The following is a 12,848-nucleotide window of genomic DNA, read 5'->3' as shown; positions in this document are numbered from 1 at the left end:
ATGCTAACCCTGCTGCGGCCGCGCCGGCTGGCGATAGAGCGTCATCCGGCGTTCGACCTCGGCCATGACGCGCGTCAGCACCACGACCACGGCGAAGTACAGAAGACCGGCGGCGATCAGCGGCTCGAAGATCAGGAGCGACTGGCGCTGCAGCATGCGCGCCGTACCCATCATCTCCATGATGGTGATGGTCGAAGCGAGCGACGTCGACTTCAGGAGAATGATGACGTCGGAGGTCAGCACAGGTAGGCAGAGCCGCAGGGCCTGCGGCAGCGTGATGCGCCTCAGAATCGTGAAGGGGCGCATGCCAACGGCAACCGCCGCTTCGATCTGTCCCTTGGGCACGGCGAGGATGGCGCCCCGGATCACTTCGGCATTGTAGGCGGCCTGATTGAGCGACAGCGCGAACACGGCGTACCAGAGACCGTCGCGCAGATAGGGCCACAGGAAGGAATGGCGGATGAAGGTGCCCGGCAGCACCTGCCCCAGCCCGTAATAGATCAGATAGAGCTGAACCAGAAGTGGCGTGCCGCGAAAGGCGAAGGTGAACGCCTTGGCCGGCCAGGCGGACGTACGCCTGCCGTAGACCATGGCCACCGCGATGAGCGTGCCCATCAGCAGCCCGAAGACGACGCCGGTCACCGTCAGGAACAGCGTGAGCGGCATGGCTCCAATGAGCGGCGGCAGAAACGAAACGACGTGAGCAAGGGCGTCCATCAGCGGTACCCTCGCGAGAAACGCCGCTCGATACGGGAGATCGCCCAGACGGACACCGCCGTGATCATGAGGAACAGCACGGCGGTGATTCCGTAGAAGAAGATATACTGCCGCGTGCCGGCCGCCGCCCGATACCCCACGTAGAGAAGGTCGTTGAAGGCGCCGAGGACCGAGATGATGGCGCTCTCCTTGGTCATCTCCAGCCACAGGTTACCCATGCCGGGAATGGCGTGACGGATCATCTGCGGCGCAACGATGCGGACGAGAATGAGCCCGCGATGCATGCCGAGCGCCAGCCCCGCCTCGATCTGTCCCACGGGAACGGCGAGATAGGCGGCGCGCAGCACCTCGGCCATGAAGGCGCCGGACACGAAGGCCAGCGCGACCACCGCCGCCCAGAACGGACTGACCTGGAAGTTGTCGCCAGCCAGGCCGAAGCCTTTTACCAGCCGCTCGATGCCCGACGCGATGGAGAAGTAGAGCAGCAGGATGACGAGGAGTTCCGGCAGTGCCCGCACCACCGTGGTGTAGACGCCGGCAATAAAGCGAACGGCGCGCCAGGACGATTGTTTGCCGACGGCGCAGACCGCGCCGAACACCAGGGCGATCAGGTAGGCCGATATCGACACCTTGAGCGTAGTGACGATGCCCCAGAAGAGATCGTCGCTCCAGCCCGTGTCGCCCCAGCTGAGCAGTGAAAGAGTTCCGTCCATCGCGCCATCCGGAAAGAAAAACCACCGCCGGCCTCTATGGGAGCCGGCGGCAGCTGAGGTCGGAGCTTATTTCGCGCCGTCGACCCAATGGGCAATGCTCTTGTCGAGCGTGCCATCGGCCTTGATCGAAGCGAGCGCGTCATCGACCTTCTTCAGAGTGGCCGCATCGCCCTTCTTGACCACATAACCGACGCCCTCACCGAGCGTCTTGTTGTCGGGCGCGGCAGCCTTGATGTCGAACTCAGCGCCCTGCGGCGTGGCCAGGAAGGTGTGGAGATAAAGGTCCGGAGACAGAACGAAATCGATGCGGCCAGCGGCCAGATCGGCCATCGAGTTATCGGCGGTATCGTAGGCCTTCACTTCAACTTCAGGATAGTACTTGAGCACATACTGGTGCTGCACGGTCGAAGCCTGCACGCCCAGGATCTTGCCCTCGAAGGCCTTGGGGTCGAGGATCTTGCTGCCATCGGGGGCGTCGACCGTCCCGATGGTGACCTCTTCCGACTTCGGACCGACCAGCGAGGTGCCCTCGGTGTAGTAGGAGGCGCTGAAATCAACCGTCTCGCGACGTTCGTCGGTGATCGAGAAGGCGCCGACGGCCACGTCGAGCTTGTTCTCCTTGAGGGCCGGCAGCAGGCCGTCGAAGGCCATGGCGGAGATCTCGCACTTCACCTTCATGCGCTCGCAGAGGGCATGGGTGATATCGGCCTCGATGCCTTCCCACTCGCCGGCGGCGTTGACCTGACCGAACGGCAGATAGGGCTCCGGCGTCATGCCGATCCTGATCACATCCTCGGCGAAAGCCGGCAGAGCCACGGACGAGACGACGGCAAGCGCCAGCGCCGTTTTCACAACGATATTGGACATTGGAGACGTTCCCCTTTTCTTCGACACAAATGCTTGGGCTATGCCCCCGCCTTAGCCCCGCCGCCAGCGCAGCGACATGCACGAGAGACCGGCATCGATCTTGCCGATCTCCGTGGTCTTGAGCGGAACCACCTTATAGCCATTGGCGGCCAGAAGCTCGATGGTGCGCGGATAGTCGGACCCGACGAACACGACGTCATTGACGCGCAGCGCGTTGGCGGCCGCCTCCTCGCCTTCGGGGACCAGAAGCGTCTTGAACCCTTTGAACACGCCCGAGCGCTCGAGACGCGCGGTGGTCAGCACCGTCTCCTCGTCAAGGAGCGAGCAATCGGTCTTGAAATGCAGAACGTCCTTGGGCGTCTCGACGATCTCGCCCTTGCGACCGAGCTGGGCCAAGCATTCGATCAGCGCCTCGGCGCCTTCACGGTTCGTGCGGGCGGACAGGCCGATCATGACGCTTTTCTGCGTCGTCAGCACGTCGCCACCATCGGCAAAGCCGCGCGGCAAATCGAGTACGGTCGAAAACATCCGCTTCAACACCGGCGCGATTTCGGCCGTCTCTCCGGCACGGGTCGGAGCGCCAGGCCTCAGCAGGATGGCGCCCTCCGGGAACACCAGCGCGGGATCTTCGACAAAGATCGAGTCGGGGAAGGCTTCGAGCGGCGGCAGCACAGTCACTTCGACACCGGCCTGACTCACCGCGTGAATGTAGGCCGCATGCTCGGCGAGAACGCCTGCATAGGTGGGATTGCCGCGATCATCGGCGCGGAGGCCGTTCACCACAGAAGAGGACGGCGTGCGGACGATGAAGGAATCGAAACGATAGACGGGAAGAGTGCTGGCCATTCTGACACCTTGATGGAAAGCGCTGTCATAGACGAACCATCCGTCAAGGTGCAACAACCGTAAGGGGCATTGTCCTTCGTGAGAAGACGGATACCGGCCGAACCTGCGTCCGGCCGGCCACGGAACTGACGGAGACGACGGTAAAGCCGTCCCCGATGCCTTACTTCAGCGAGTAGAGGTTGATCTTGAAATACTTGTCGTTGATCGTCTTGTAGGTGCCATCGGCAACCACTTCGTCGATGGCCTTGTTGATAGCCTCCTTGAGGGCGCCATCCTCCTTGCGGACGGCGATGCCGACGCCTTCACCGACGAAGGCGGGATCGGTAATCGGCTCTCCGGCCAGCTTGCAGCAGGCGCCGGCGTCCTTGCCGACCCAGTCGAACATCGGCAGGAAGTCACCGACCTGCAGGTCGAGGCGGCCGGCCGCGAGGTCGAGGTTGGCCTCGTCCTGCGTCGGATAGGTCTTCAGCGTGGCGCTCGGATAGGTCTTCTCGATATACTCGGCCTGCGTGGTGCCGGCCTGCGCTCCAATGATCTTGCCCGACAGCGCCGCGTCGGAGAAGTCGGTGATGTCGCTGTCCTTGGGAACGACATGGGTCATCGCCGCCTTGTAATAAGGCTTGGTGAAGTCGACGACCTTCTTGCGCTCCTCGGTGATGAACATCGAGGCGATGATCATGTCGTATTTCTTGGCAAGCAGCGCCGGGATGATTCCATCCCAATCCTGCGCCACCACCTCGCACTTGACCTTCATCTTCTCGCAGAGCGCGAGACCGATCTCGACGTCGAATCCCTTGATGGAGCCGTCGGTGTCCACATAGTTGAAGGGCGGATAGGCGCCCTCGGTACCGATCTTCAGCGTCTCCTGGGCGTGTACGGCAAGCGCCGAGGCAGCGAGCAGCGCAGCGGTGGCAAGCCCGCGAATGAAGCGATTGGTCATTGTCGTTCCCCTGGTATGCGTGGGCCGGTTTTTCTCTTTGCCCATGACGCTGAAAGATTAGCTGCAAACCGCAGGGAATGACAATTCTCTGTCAGAAAATTTGTTGCCTCGTCGCACCATCATTCTCCCTGTCGCTTCAGGATTGCTGAAAAACTGGGATCGAAAGCACGACGAATGGGGTCGGCGGCGGCACCGATCGCGACCGCCCAGGGGTCGGTCATGCCCAGACGCAGCCGGGGGACGGAACGCCCTGCCACCGGCACCAGGGACGGACGCAGCGGTTCGATCGCGGCAATCAGCCGATGCATCAACGAGCCGGGAACACCGCTCGACAGGATCACCGTCTGCGGGTCGAACAGGGTTTCGGCCATGTGGACGGCAAGCCTCAGGTCGTGCCCTGCCCGTTCGATCCACTCGCCAACGCGTCGATCCCCCGAAAGAACAAGCTCTTCCAGCTTGTCGAACTGCTTCGGATCGGCCGGGTCGATACCGACCAGCGCGTAGAGCGACGCGATGGACGCGCTGTGCTCGAGCGGAACGAGGTTCTCCGGCTTGCCGAACAGCACCATGCCAATCTCGCCGGCGTTGCCGTTGGCGCCACTATAGAGGCCACCGCCCAGAATCAGCCCGGCACCGATGCCGTAGCCGACGTAAATGCAGACAACGTGGTCCAGTCCGTGCGCGGCGCCGATCATGCGCTCGGCGGTGGCACAGGCCGCCGCATCGTTCTGCAGGCTGACGGCGAGGCCTGTGCCGGCTGCCAGTCGATCCGCCAATGGAAAGCTCTGCCAGGCCTGCATGAGCCATAGGCTGTCGTCGGCGATCTCGACGCCAAACGGGCCGGGCATGGCAACGCCGATGCCGGCGATGCGCGCCTCGGCCTCCGGTCGCCCGGCAGAAAACGTGCCCCTCACCTCGGCGAGCAGATCGAGCAGGACCTCAACGCCCTCCTCCGGCGCCCGCGGCGGCACCTTGGCGGTGGCGCGAGCCAGAATATTGCCGACAAGATCCACAACGACGGCTCGACTGACGTGGCGGTCGATCTGAAGGCCGATGGAATAGGCTCCGTCGGCCACGAGCCGATAAGGTGTCGACGGTTGCCCTCGCCCCTTGCGCACCAGTTCCTCGGAAGCAACGAGGCCTTCGCCCTCCAGCGTTTCAACGAGATTGGATACGGCCTGTTTGGTCAGGCCCGTGGCACGAGCAAGGTCGGCGCGTGACAAGGCGCCGTTCACCCGGAGCGCGTCGATGATGACGCGCCGGTTGTGAGCGCTGGTCCCTTCGATATTGGCGCCGCTTTTGGCGCGGATCGGCCGCTGTTCGTTCATGCCCAAATCCATCTTGACAGCAGTTGATATTTCGCCCACGAATAAGTCAAGCAATTTGACTTAATAAGGAACCGCAGAGTTCCGGGGAACGCTAGTCCGCTCGAAAGGCGTGACGACGCTCCAAGCCAGAGGCCTTCGGGCCACCAGACGACCGATCGTGGCGGCCCTGTGCTGCCCCGATCCCTTCCGCGTAGTCACCGACCAAAGGGAGCCCACAATGAACAGGTTTTTCGGCAGGACACTCCTCTCCGCGACGCTTTTGACGGCGCCGCTTTCCCTTCCGGCTTTCGCCGAGACCCAGATCAACGCGCTCTTCATGGCCCAGGCCGCCTATAGCGAGGCCGATGTCCGCGCCATGACCGAGGCCTTCACCAAGGCCAACCCCGACATCAAGGTCAATCTCGAGTTCGTGCCCTATGAAGGCCTGCACGACAAGACCGTGCTGGCCCAGGGCGCCGGCAACGCGTACGACGTCGTTCTGTTCGACGTGATCTGGCCGGCCGAGTTCGCCGCCAACAACGTCCTCGTCGACGTTACCTCCAAGATCACCGACGAGATGAAGGCCGGCGTGCTGCCGGGCGCCTGGACCACCGTCAAGTATGACGGCAAGTTCTACGGCATGCCCTGGATTCTCGATACCAAGTATCTCTTCTACAACAAGGAAATCCTCGAGAAGGCCGGCATCGCCAACCCGCCCAAGACCTGGGAAGAACTGGCCGCCGATGCCAAGATCATCAAGGACAAGGGCATTCTCGCTTCGCCGATCGCCTGGAGCTGGGCACAGGCGGAAGCCGCCATCTGCGACTACACCACGCTGGTCAGCGCCTTCGGTGGCGACTTCCTGAAGGATGGCAAGCCTGCCTTCCAGTCGGGTGGTGGCCTCGACGCCCTGAAGTACATGGTTGACAGCTACACCTCCGGGATCACCAACCCGAACTCCAAGGAGTTCTTGGAGGAAGACGTCCGCAAGGTGTTCGAGAACGGCGACGCCGCCTTCGCCCTGAACTGGACCTACATGTACAACATGGCCAACGACCCGAAGGACTCGAAGGTCGCCGGCAAGGCCGGCGTCGTGCCGGCGCCGGGCGTTGCCGGCAAAAGCGAGGCATCGGCCGTCAACGGTTCGATGGGCCTTGGCGTCACCACGGTCAGCAAGCATCAGGACGAAGCGTGGAAGTACGTCGTCTTCATGACTTCGCAGGCGACGCAGAATGCCTATGCCAAGCTCAGCTTGCCGATCTGGGCCTCCTCCTACGAGGATCCGGCCGTCACCGAGGGCCAGGAAGAGCTGATCGCCGCCGCCAAGACCGGCCTCGCGGTCATGTATCCGCGCCCGACCACGCCGAAGTATCAGGAGATCTCCGTCGCCCTTCAGCAGGCGATCCAGGAAGCCCTGCTCGGCCAGTCGAGCCCCGAGGATGCGCTGAAGACCGCCGCCGAGAACAGCGGCCTCTGAGCGTATGATCACACCGGGCGCCCTTGGCGCCCGGTCCCCCGCCTTTCAGTTATCCGACGAGGACACCGCATGTCCGGCACCTGGATCACAACCCGGGCGTGGCTACTCATGCTGCCGCTCCTCATCGTCATGGTGGCCGTCATCGGCTGGCCCCTGGCCGACACCGTGCATCTCTCCTTCACCGACGCCAAGCTGGTGGGGACCTCCGGCAGCTATGTCGGCTTCGACAATTACGTCCGGCTCCTGTCCGGCAACGCCTTCGGCAGGACCCTCTTCACGACCACGTTCTTTGCGGTGGTTGTCGTGACGACGGAAATGCTGCTCGGTGTGCTCGCAGCGCTCCTGCTCAATCAGCAGTTCCATGGCCGCACGTTGCTGCGAGCCTTGCTGATCCTTCCCTGGGCGCTGCCCACCGTCGTCAACGCCACCCTTTGGCGGCTGATCTACAATCCCGAATACGGCGCTCTGAACGCGGCGTTGACCCAGCTCGGCATCCTCTCGGACTATCGTTCCTGGCTCGGCGAGCCCGGCACCGCCCTGACGGCACTGATCGTTGCCGACTGCTGGAAGAATTTTCCGCTGGTGGCCCTGATCGCACTGGCCGCCTTGCAGGCCGTTCCGCGCGACGTCGTGGCCGCCTCCTTCGTCGACGGCGCCAACGCCTTTTCACGATTCCGCTTCGTCACGCTCCCCTATCTCGCCGGACCGTTGTTGGTGGCTCTGGTGCTGCGTACCATCGAGGCCTTCAAGGTGTTCGACATCATCTGGGTCATGACGCGCGGCGGCCCCGCCAACTCGACGCGAACCATGTCGATCCTCGTCTACCAGGAGGCCTTTTCCTTCCAACGAGCGGGCTCGGGCGCCTCGCTCGCCCTGATCGTCACACTGATCATCACGGTGCTCGCCGTCGCCTACGGCACCATCGTGAAGAAGGTCGCAGGGAGTGCCGCCTGATGGAACGCCAGAGCCCACTCTTTCGCCTCTTCCTGCACGTTGCCGCCCTGCTGCTCGCGGCGATCATCCTGGCGCCGCTTCTCTGGCTGTTCGTGATGAGCATTTCTCCGGCCGCCGATCTGGCCGCCAAGCCGCTCAAGTGGTGGCCGGAGACCATGGACTTCTCACGCTACGCCACCCTCCTCTCCACCGTGGAGAACAGCGCGGGCGCCGCCTTCATGGCCAGCCTCCGCAACTCGCTGATGGTCGCCAGCATGGCCACCGTGGCGGCGGTATCGCTCGCCGTGCCGGCCGGCTGGGCCGTGTCGCGTACGCCGTCCGTAGGGTGGTCGCTATCGCTGGTCATCGCGACCTACATGTTGCCCCCGGTGGCGCTGGCCGTGCCGCTCTACATGGCGCTTGCCAACTTTGGCCTGCTCAACAGCGTGTTTGGCCTGGCCCTCGTCTATCTCACCATTCTCGCCCCCTTCACTACCTGGCTGATGAAGTCCGGGTTCGACGGCATCCCGCGCGAGATCGAGCAGGCGGCGGTGATCGACGGCGCCAGCCTGTGGCAGACTCTGAGGATCATCACCCTGCCCCTGGCCCTGCCGGTGGTCGCCACCTCGGCCCTGTTCGCCTTCCTGCTGGGTTGGGACGAGTTCTTCTATGCCCTGCTGTTCACCTCGGACCAGCGGGCCAAGACGCTCACTGTCGCCATTGCCGACCTGGCCGGCGGCCGCGTCTCTGATTACGGCCTGATCGCCACGGCCGGCGTGCTCGCCGCGTTGCCACCGATGCTGGTCGGCATCGTCATGCAGCGGGCGCTGATCTCCGGCCTCACCTCGGGCGGCGTCAAGGGCTGAACCCAAAGGACAATGAAAATGACCGCTCCCCGCCCCGAAAGCCTCATCGCCATCGATCGCGAAATGGCCCGGCAGCACGCCGATGCCCTCGCCTCTTTCGAACAAAACCGAGAGGTCGCCGCTCGCGCGGCCGCCTCGCTCAAGAAGACGGGGCGTCTTCTGATGCTCGGCATGGGCGGTTCGCACGCGGTTGCCCGCGCCGTCGAGCCCTACTATCGCGCCCTCGGCATCGACGCCGTTTCTCTTCCTGTCTCCGAACAGCTCGCCGCGCCTCTGCCGATCGCCGGCCGCACCGTCTTCGTCACCTCGCAGTCCGGCGAGAGCGTCGAGGTGGTTCGCTGGTTCAAGGAGACCGGCGGCACGGCTGATACCTTTGCCCTGACGCTCGAAGGAAGCTCCTTCCTCGGCAAGGCTGCCCCGGCGCTCGTCGCCGCCGGTGGCTCGGAGTTGGCCTTCGCCGCCACACGCAGCCTGACTCTGACCTTCGCTCTGCACCTTGCCATTCTCTCGGCGCTCGGCGCCGATCCCCAGCCGGCGCTTGCCGTGCTGAGCGCGCCGGAGATGCCCGACGTATCCGCTGCGCTTGCCGCCCTGAAGACCGTCCGCAACGTCGTCACCTCCGGCCGCAGCCTGCAAGGCGTCGCCGAGGCGATCGCCTTGGGTTTCACGGAGCTGTCCCGCCGGCCCTGTTTCTCGCATGAGGGCGGCCAGCTTCGTCACGGACCGATGGAGATGCTGTCGCCCGAGATTGGCGCCGTGCTGTTCCGCGCCAAGGATCCAACCGCGCCGCTTATTGCCGGCATGGCGGGTGAAATCCTCGCCGCCGGAGCTCCGGTGGTGATCTTCGACGCGTCCGGCGAAGCGCCGGTGCCCGGCGCGGTCACCGTTGCCGTCAAGCCGGCCGCTGGCATGGCCGCCGTTTTCGCACTTCTGCCGGCGGCCCAGACGCTGATGGTCGCCTTCGCCGCCGAGCGCGTCGAGAATGCCGGCACCCCCGTCCGCTCGAACAAGATCACCCGGAGCGAATAAGTGAAGCCGATCGCCGTCATCGGAAACGTCAACGTCGACCTGATTCTCGGTCCGGCCGCGCCCTGGCCGCAACCGGGCACGGAGATCATCGTCGACCACGACGAGTTGCGCGTCGGTGGCTGCGCCGGCAACTCGGCGCTGGCGCTGAAGGCGCTCGGTGTTCCTTTCGCCCTGGCCGCCAGCATTGGCAGCGATCGCTTCGGCGCATGGCTGGCCGAAGAGTTCGGTGATCAGTCCAGGCGCTGGCGCGTGCATGAAGAGAACACCACCATTTCCGTCGGCATCACCCACCCCGACGGCGAGCGAACCTTCTTCACCACGCTCGGTCACCTGCCGCACTACGGCGCCGCCGACGTTCTGGCCGCCCTTGATGGCGAAGCTCATCGCGCCGGTTATGCGCTCTTCGCAGGGCCGTTCCTGATGCCGAAACTGGCCGGAGAATACGACCAGCTCTACGACTGGGCCGACCGGTTCGGCATCCGCGTCGCCCTCGACACCGGCTGGCCACCGGCCGGTTGGACACCCGAGGTTATCGCTTCGGCCAAGGGATGGCTGGCCCGCTCGTCGATCGCCCTCTTCAACGAGGTCGAGACAACATCGATCACCGGACGAAGCGACGTCCGTGACGCCGCGCGCGCCATGCTCGACTTGATGCCAGACGGCGCAATCGCCGTTGTCAAGCGCGGCCCGCATGGGGCCATGGCCGCATCCAGTGCCGGACTTATCGAGGTCGCGGCTCCGAAGATCACGGTGATCGACACAATCGGTGCCGGCGACGTGTTCAATGCCGGTTTCCTGGCTGCGCTGGCCGCCGGAAAATCGCTCGAAGAAAGCCTCGCAGCGGGGACAGCCGCCGCTTCGCTCGCCGTTTCCACCTACCCCCGCCGCTACGCCTCGCCGGAGAACCGCCAATGAGCGCCCTCGTCGTCGATCATATCCGCAAGTCCTTTGGCGATGTCGAGACGCTGAAAGGCATCGACATATCGCTTGAAAGTGGCGAGTTCCTTGTGCTGCTCGGCGCGTCCGGTTGCGGCAAATCGACGCTGCTCAACATCATCGCCGGCCTCGCCGAGCCAACGGGAGGCGATATCCGCCTCAACGACCGCTCGCTGATCGGCGTCCACCCCAAGGACCGCGACATCGCCATGGTGTTCCAGTCCTACGCGCTCTACCCGAACCTGTCGGTGCGGCGGAACATCGGCTTCGGCCTTGAGATGCGCAAGGTGCCGGCCGCCGAGCGCGAACAGGCCGTGCTCGAGGCAGCACGCCTCTTGCAAATAGAACCCCTCCTCGATCGGCGGCCAAGCCAGCTCTCCGGCGGCCAGCGCCAGCGCGTCGCCATCGGACGGGCACTGGTGCGCAATCCCAAGCTGTTCCTGTTCGACGAGCCGCTATCGAACCTCGACGCCAAGCTGCGCATGGAAATGCGCACCGAACTGAAGCGTCTGCATCAGATGATGAAGACCACGGTGGTCTACGTCACCCACGACCAGATCGAGGCGATGACGCTCGCCACCCGCATCGCCGTGATGCGCAACGGCCAGATCGAGCAGCTCGGAACGCCGGAAGAGATCTACAACCGGCCGGCCACGCTCTACGTGGCGACCTTCGTCGGCGCGCCGCCGATGAACCTTCTCGATGTTCTCGCCACCAACCATGGCCTGCTGGTCGCCGGCAGCGAAACCGTCATTCCGCTACCGCCCGCTCTGCTCGCCAAGGTGCCGCAGGGTCGTAACATCAAGCTGGGTATCCGGCCCGAGTGCTTCCGCGCCGACGCCGAAGGCGGTCTGCCTCTGACGCTTCGCTGCGAAGTGGTGGAACTCACCGGCCCCGAGCTGATCCTCTCAGGCAGCATCGGCACGCAACGCCTCGTCGCAACCCTGTCGCCGCGCACCCGGGCGGCGTCCGGCACGGACGTGACGCTTGCTCTCGACACGGAGGCATTGCATCTCTTCGACGCCGAAAGCGGCCAACGGCTCAACGTGGACTGAGACGCAAAAGCCGTCCCGGGCTTGCGTCTTCGATCACCCATACCGCACCGTCCGGAGCCACGGCGACATCGCGGATGCGCCCCTGCATGGCAAAGCGCTCGTCTTCATGAGCGGCATCGCCCTTGATGGTCACCCGCGATAGTGTGTGGGTCTTCAGCCCTCCGATCAGCGCCGTGCCCTTCCATGCCGGAAACAGGTCGCCGTCGTAGAAGGCAAGACCGGCGGGCGCGATCACCGGCGTCCAATAGAGAGCCGGTTCGCGGAACTCAGGCCGGGTCGATGGCTTGGGAATTGGCGTGCCGTTGTAGTTGTCGCCATAGGAGACCTCCGGCCAGCCGTAATTGACGCCCGGTTCGATCAGGTTCAACTCGTCTCCCCCCTTCGGCCCCATCTCGTGAAGCCAGAGACGCCCGTCAGGGGCGAACGCCAGACCGTAAGGGTTCCGATGACCGGTCGTCCAGGTCTCGGCACGGACGCCACCTGCATCCGCGTTCGGGTTGCCCGGCGCCAGCTTTCCATCGAGCGTCAGGTGCAGCACCTTGCCGAGGGCAAGGTCTGGGTCTTGCGCCGTCTGGGGTCGCATCCGATCGCCAGAGGTCAGAAACAGCGACTTGCCGTCCGGTGCGAAGGCGATGATTCCTCCCGGTTGGCCGCCCCTGCCCTTCGGCATCTGCCGCCAGATCACCTTGAGGTCGTCGAGCTGCGCATTGCCCTGTTGCCCGGTCAGCGTCGCGCGTGCAAGCGCCAGCGAGCTGCCACCATCGCCCGGTTCGACATAAGTGAAATAGATGCGCCGGCTCTCGGCGAAATCGGGCGCCAGCGCCACGTCGAGCAAGCCGTTCTGTCCGGAATGCGACACCTTCGGCAAGCCCGAGACCTCGACAGGCGCCCCACCCTTGTGATCGACCAGAAACATCCTGCCCGGCTTGGTGGTGACGATCAGTCGATCGGCATCAATGACGGCAATGGCCCACGGCAGGTCGAAGCGCGCCACGGTCTGCGACTGGAACGGCAGTTGCGTCGTAGGCGTGTTCGGACCGGCGTTCTCCGGCGCGGCATTGGCCGCGTTCGTTGCCAGACCGCTGATTGTCGTCGCGGCGATCAAAGCCCTTGCGAGAGTGAAGTGCATGTCGGCGTCTCCCTGAGTATGTCGACCACCTCG

The 12,848-nt window shown here is 64.3% G+C and carries 13 protein-coding genes; 6 read left to right on the top strand and 7 right to left on the bottom strand.

Annotated features, from left to right (window positions below):
• Nucleotides 1-3: 3 nt before the first annotated feature.
• The 6 genes from M4J40_RS21175 to M4J40_RS21150 all read right to left on the bottom strand — a co-directional run bounded on the left by M4J40_RS21175 (nucleotide 4) and on the right by M4J40_RS21150 (nucleotide 5,411).
• Nucleotides 4-717 (bottom strand): ABC transporter permease, encoded by a 714-nt coding sequence (locus M4J40_RS21175; protein WP_251756393.1) that lies wholly within the window; start codon nucleotides 715-717, stop codon nucleotides 4-6.
• Nucleotides 717-1,430, bottom strand: coding sequence for an ABC transporter permease (locus M4J40_RS21170; protein WP_251756392.1), 714 nt, complete (start codon nucleotides 1,428-1,430; stop codon nucleotides 717-719). The genes M4J40_RS21175 and M4J40_RS21170 overlap by 1 nt, the downstream gene beginning before the upstream one ends.
• Before the next feature lie 66 nt (nucleotides 1,431-1,496).
• Nucleotides 1,497-2,297, bottom strand: coding sequence for a transporter substrate-binding domain-containing protein (locus M4J40_RS21165; RefSeq protein WP_251756391.1), 801 nt, complete (start codon nucleotides 2,295-2,297; stop codon nucleotides 1,497-1,499).
• Nucleotides 2,298-2,348: 51 nt separating this feature from the next.
• Nucleotides 2,349-3,143 (bottom strand): dimethylarginine dimethylaminohydrolase family protein, encoded by a 795-nt coding sequence (locus M4J40_RS21160; RefSeq protein WP_251756390.1) that lies wholly within the window; start codon nucleotides 3,141-3,143, stop codon nucleotides 2,349-2,351.
• Nucleotides 3,144-3,303: 160 nt separating this feature from the next.
• Entirely contained in the window at nucleotides 3,304-4,068 is a 765-nt protein-coding gene (locus M4J40_RS21155; RefSeq protein ID WP_405030782.1) for an ABC transporter substrate-binding protein, read from the bottom strand.
• 134 nt (nucleotides 4,069-4,202) lie between these two features.
• On the bottom strand, nucleotides 4,203-5,411 hold the full coding sequence (locus M4J40_RS21150; RefSeq protein WP_251756388.1) for an ROK family transcriptional regulator: 1,209 nt from the start codon (nucleotides 5,409-5,411) through the stop codon (nucleotides 4,203-4,205).
• A 217-nt stretch (nucleotides 5,412-5,628) separates the two neighbouring features.
• On the opposite strand from M4J40_RS21150, the gene M4J40_RS21145 reads away from it, so the two are divergent.
• The 6 genes from M4J40_RS21145 to M4J40_RS21120 all read left to right on the top strand — a co-directional run bounded on the left by M4J40_RS21145 (nucleotide 5,629) and on the right by M4J40_RS21120 (nucleotide 11,686).
• The gene (locus tag M4J40_RS21145) at nucleotides 5,629-6,867 is read left to right on the top strand and encodes an extracellular solute-binding protein (RefSeq protein WP_251756387.1); all 1,239 of its coding nucleotides are present in this window, start codon (nucleotides 5,629-5,631) and stop codon (nucleotides 6,865-6,867) included.
• Between the two features lie 69 nt (nucleotides 6,868-6,936).
• On the top strand, nucleotides 6,937-7,821 hold the full coding sequence (locus M4J40_RS21140) for a carbohydrate ABC transporter permease (RefSeq protein WP_251756386.1): 885 nt from the start codon (nucleotides 6,937-6,939) through the stop codon (nucleotides 7,819-7,821).
• A complete protein-coding gene (locus tag M4J40_RS21135) occupies nucleotides 7,821-8,666 on the top strand; it encodes a carbohydrate ABC transporter permease (RefSeq protein ID WP_251756385.1) in 846 nt (281 codons plus the stop codon). The genes M4J40_RS21140 and M4J40_RS21135 overlap by 1 nt, the downstream gene beginning before the upstream one ends.
• 12 nt (nucleotides 8,667-8,678) lie before the next feature.
• Nucleotides 8,679-9,695 (top strand): SIS domain-containing protein, encoded by a 1,017-nt coding sequence (locus M4J40_RS21130; protein ID WP_251756384.1) that lies wholly within the window; start codon nucleotides 8,679-8,681, stop codon nucleotides 9,693-9,695.
• On the top strand, nucleotides 9,696-10,610 hold the full coding sequence (locus tag M4J40_RS21125; RefSeq protein WP_251756383.1) for a PfkB family carbohydrate kinase: 915 nt from the start codon (nucleotides 9,696-9,698) through the stop codon (nucleotides 10,608-10,610).
• Entirely contained in the window at nucleotides 10,607-11,686 is a 1,080-nt protein-coding gene (locus M4J40_RS21120; RefSeq protein ID WP_251756382.1) for an ABC transporter ATP-binding protein, read from the top strand. Before M4J40_RS21125 ends, M4J40_RS21120 begins: the two co-directional genes overlap by 4 nt.
• Here M4J40_RS21120 and M4J40_RS21115 read toward each other — a convergent pair.
• Entirely contained in the window at nucleotides 11,673-12,815 is a 1,143-nt protein-coding gene (locus M4J40_RS21115; RefSeq protein ID WP_251756381.1) for a PQQ-dependent sugar dehydrogenase, read from the bottom strand. The genes M4J40_RS21120 and M4J40_RS21115 overlap by 14 nt on opposite strands.
• Between the last annotated feature and the right edge of the window lie 33 nt (nucleotides 12,816-12,848).

It is taken from the genome of Pleomorphomonas sp. JP5, from assembly GCF_023721815.1.
In the GTDB taxonomy this organism is placed as follows: Bacteria; Pseudomonadota; Alphaproteobacteria; order Rhizobiales; family Pleomorphomonadaceae; genus Pleomorphomonas.
The sequence above is the reverse complement of the archived record's forward strand: the minus strand, read 5'-3'. Positions and strand labels throughout refer to the sequence as shown.

Excerpts from the sequence above, each read along its gene's own strand:
- M4J40_RS21175 (WP_251756393.1), bottom strand. The coding sequence starts at position 717 with ATGGACGCCCTTGCTCACGTCGTTTCGTTTCTGCCGCCGCTCATTGGA.
- M4J40_RS21170 (WP_251756392.1), bottom strand. The coding sequence starts at position 1,430 with ATGGACGGAACTCTTTCACTGCTCAGCTGGGGCGACACGGGCTGGAGC.
- M4J40_RS21165 (WP_251756391.1), bottom strand. The coding sequence starts at position 2,297 with ATGTCCAATATCGTTGTGAAAACGGCGCTGGCGCTTGCCGTCGTCTCG.
- M4J40_RS21160 (WP_251756390.1), bottom strand. The coding sequence starts at position 3,143 with ATGGCCAGCACTCTTCCCGTCTATCGTTTCGATTCCTTCATCGTCCGC.
- M4J40_RS21150 (WP_251756388.1), bottom strand. The coding sequence starts at position 5,411 with ATGAACGAACAGCGGCCGATCCGCGCCAAAAGCGGCGCCAATATCGAA.
- M4J40_RS21145 (WP_251756387.1), top strand. The coding sequence starts at position 5,629 with ATGAACAGGTTTTTCGGCAGGACACTCCTCTCCGCGACGCTTTTGACG.
- M4J40_RS21140 (WP_251756386.1), top strand. The coding sequence starts at position 6,937 with ATGTCCGGCACCTGGATCACAACCCGGGCGTGGCTACTCATGCTGCCG.
- M4J40_RS21135 (WP_251756385.1), top strand. The coding sequence starts at position 7,821 with ATGGAACGCCAGAGCCCACTCTTTCGCCTCTTCCTGCACGTTGCCGCC.
- M4J40_RS21130 (WP_251756384.1), top strand. The coding sequence starts at position 8,679 with ATGAAAATGACCGCTCCCCGCCCCGAAAGCCTCATCGCCATCGATCGC.
- M4J40_RS21120 (WP_251756382.1), top strand. The coding sequence starts at position 10,607 with ATGAGCGCCCTCGTCGTCGATCATATCCGCAAGTCCTTTGGCGATGTC.
- M4J40_RS21115 (WP_251756381.1), bottom strand. The coding sequence starts at position 12,815 with ATGCACTTCACTCTCGCAAGGGCTTTGATCGCCGCGACGACAATCAGC.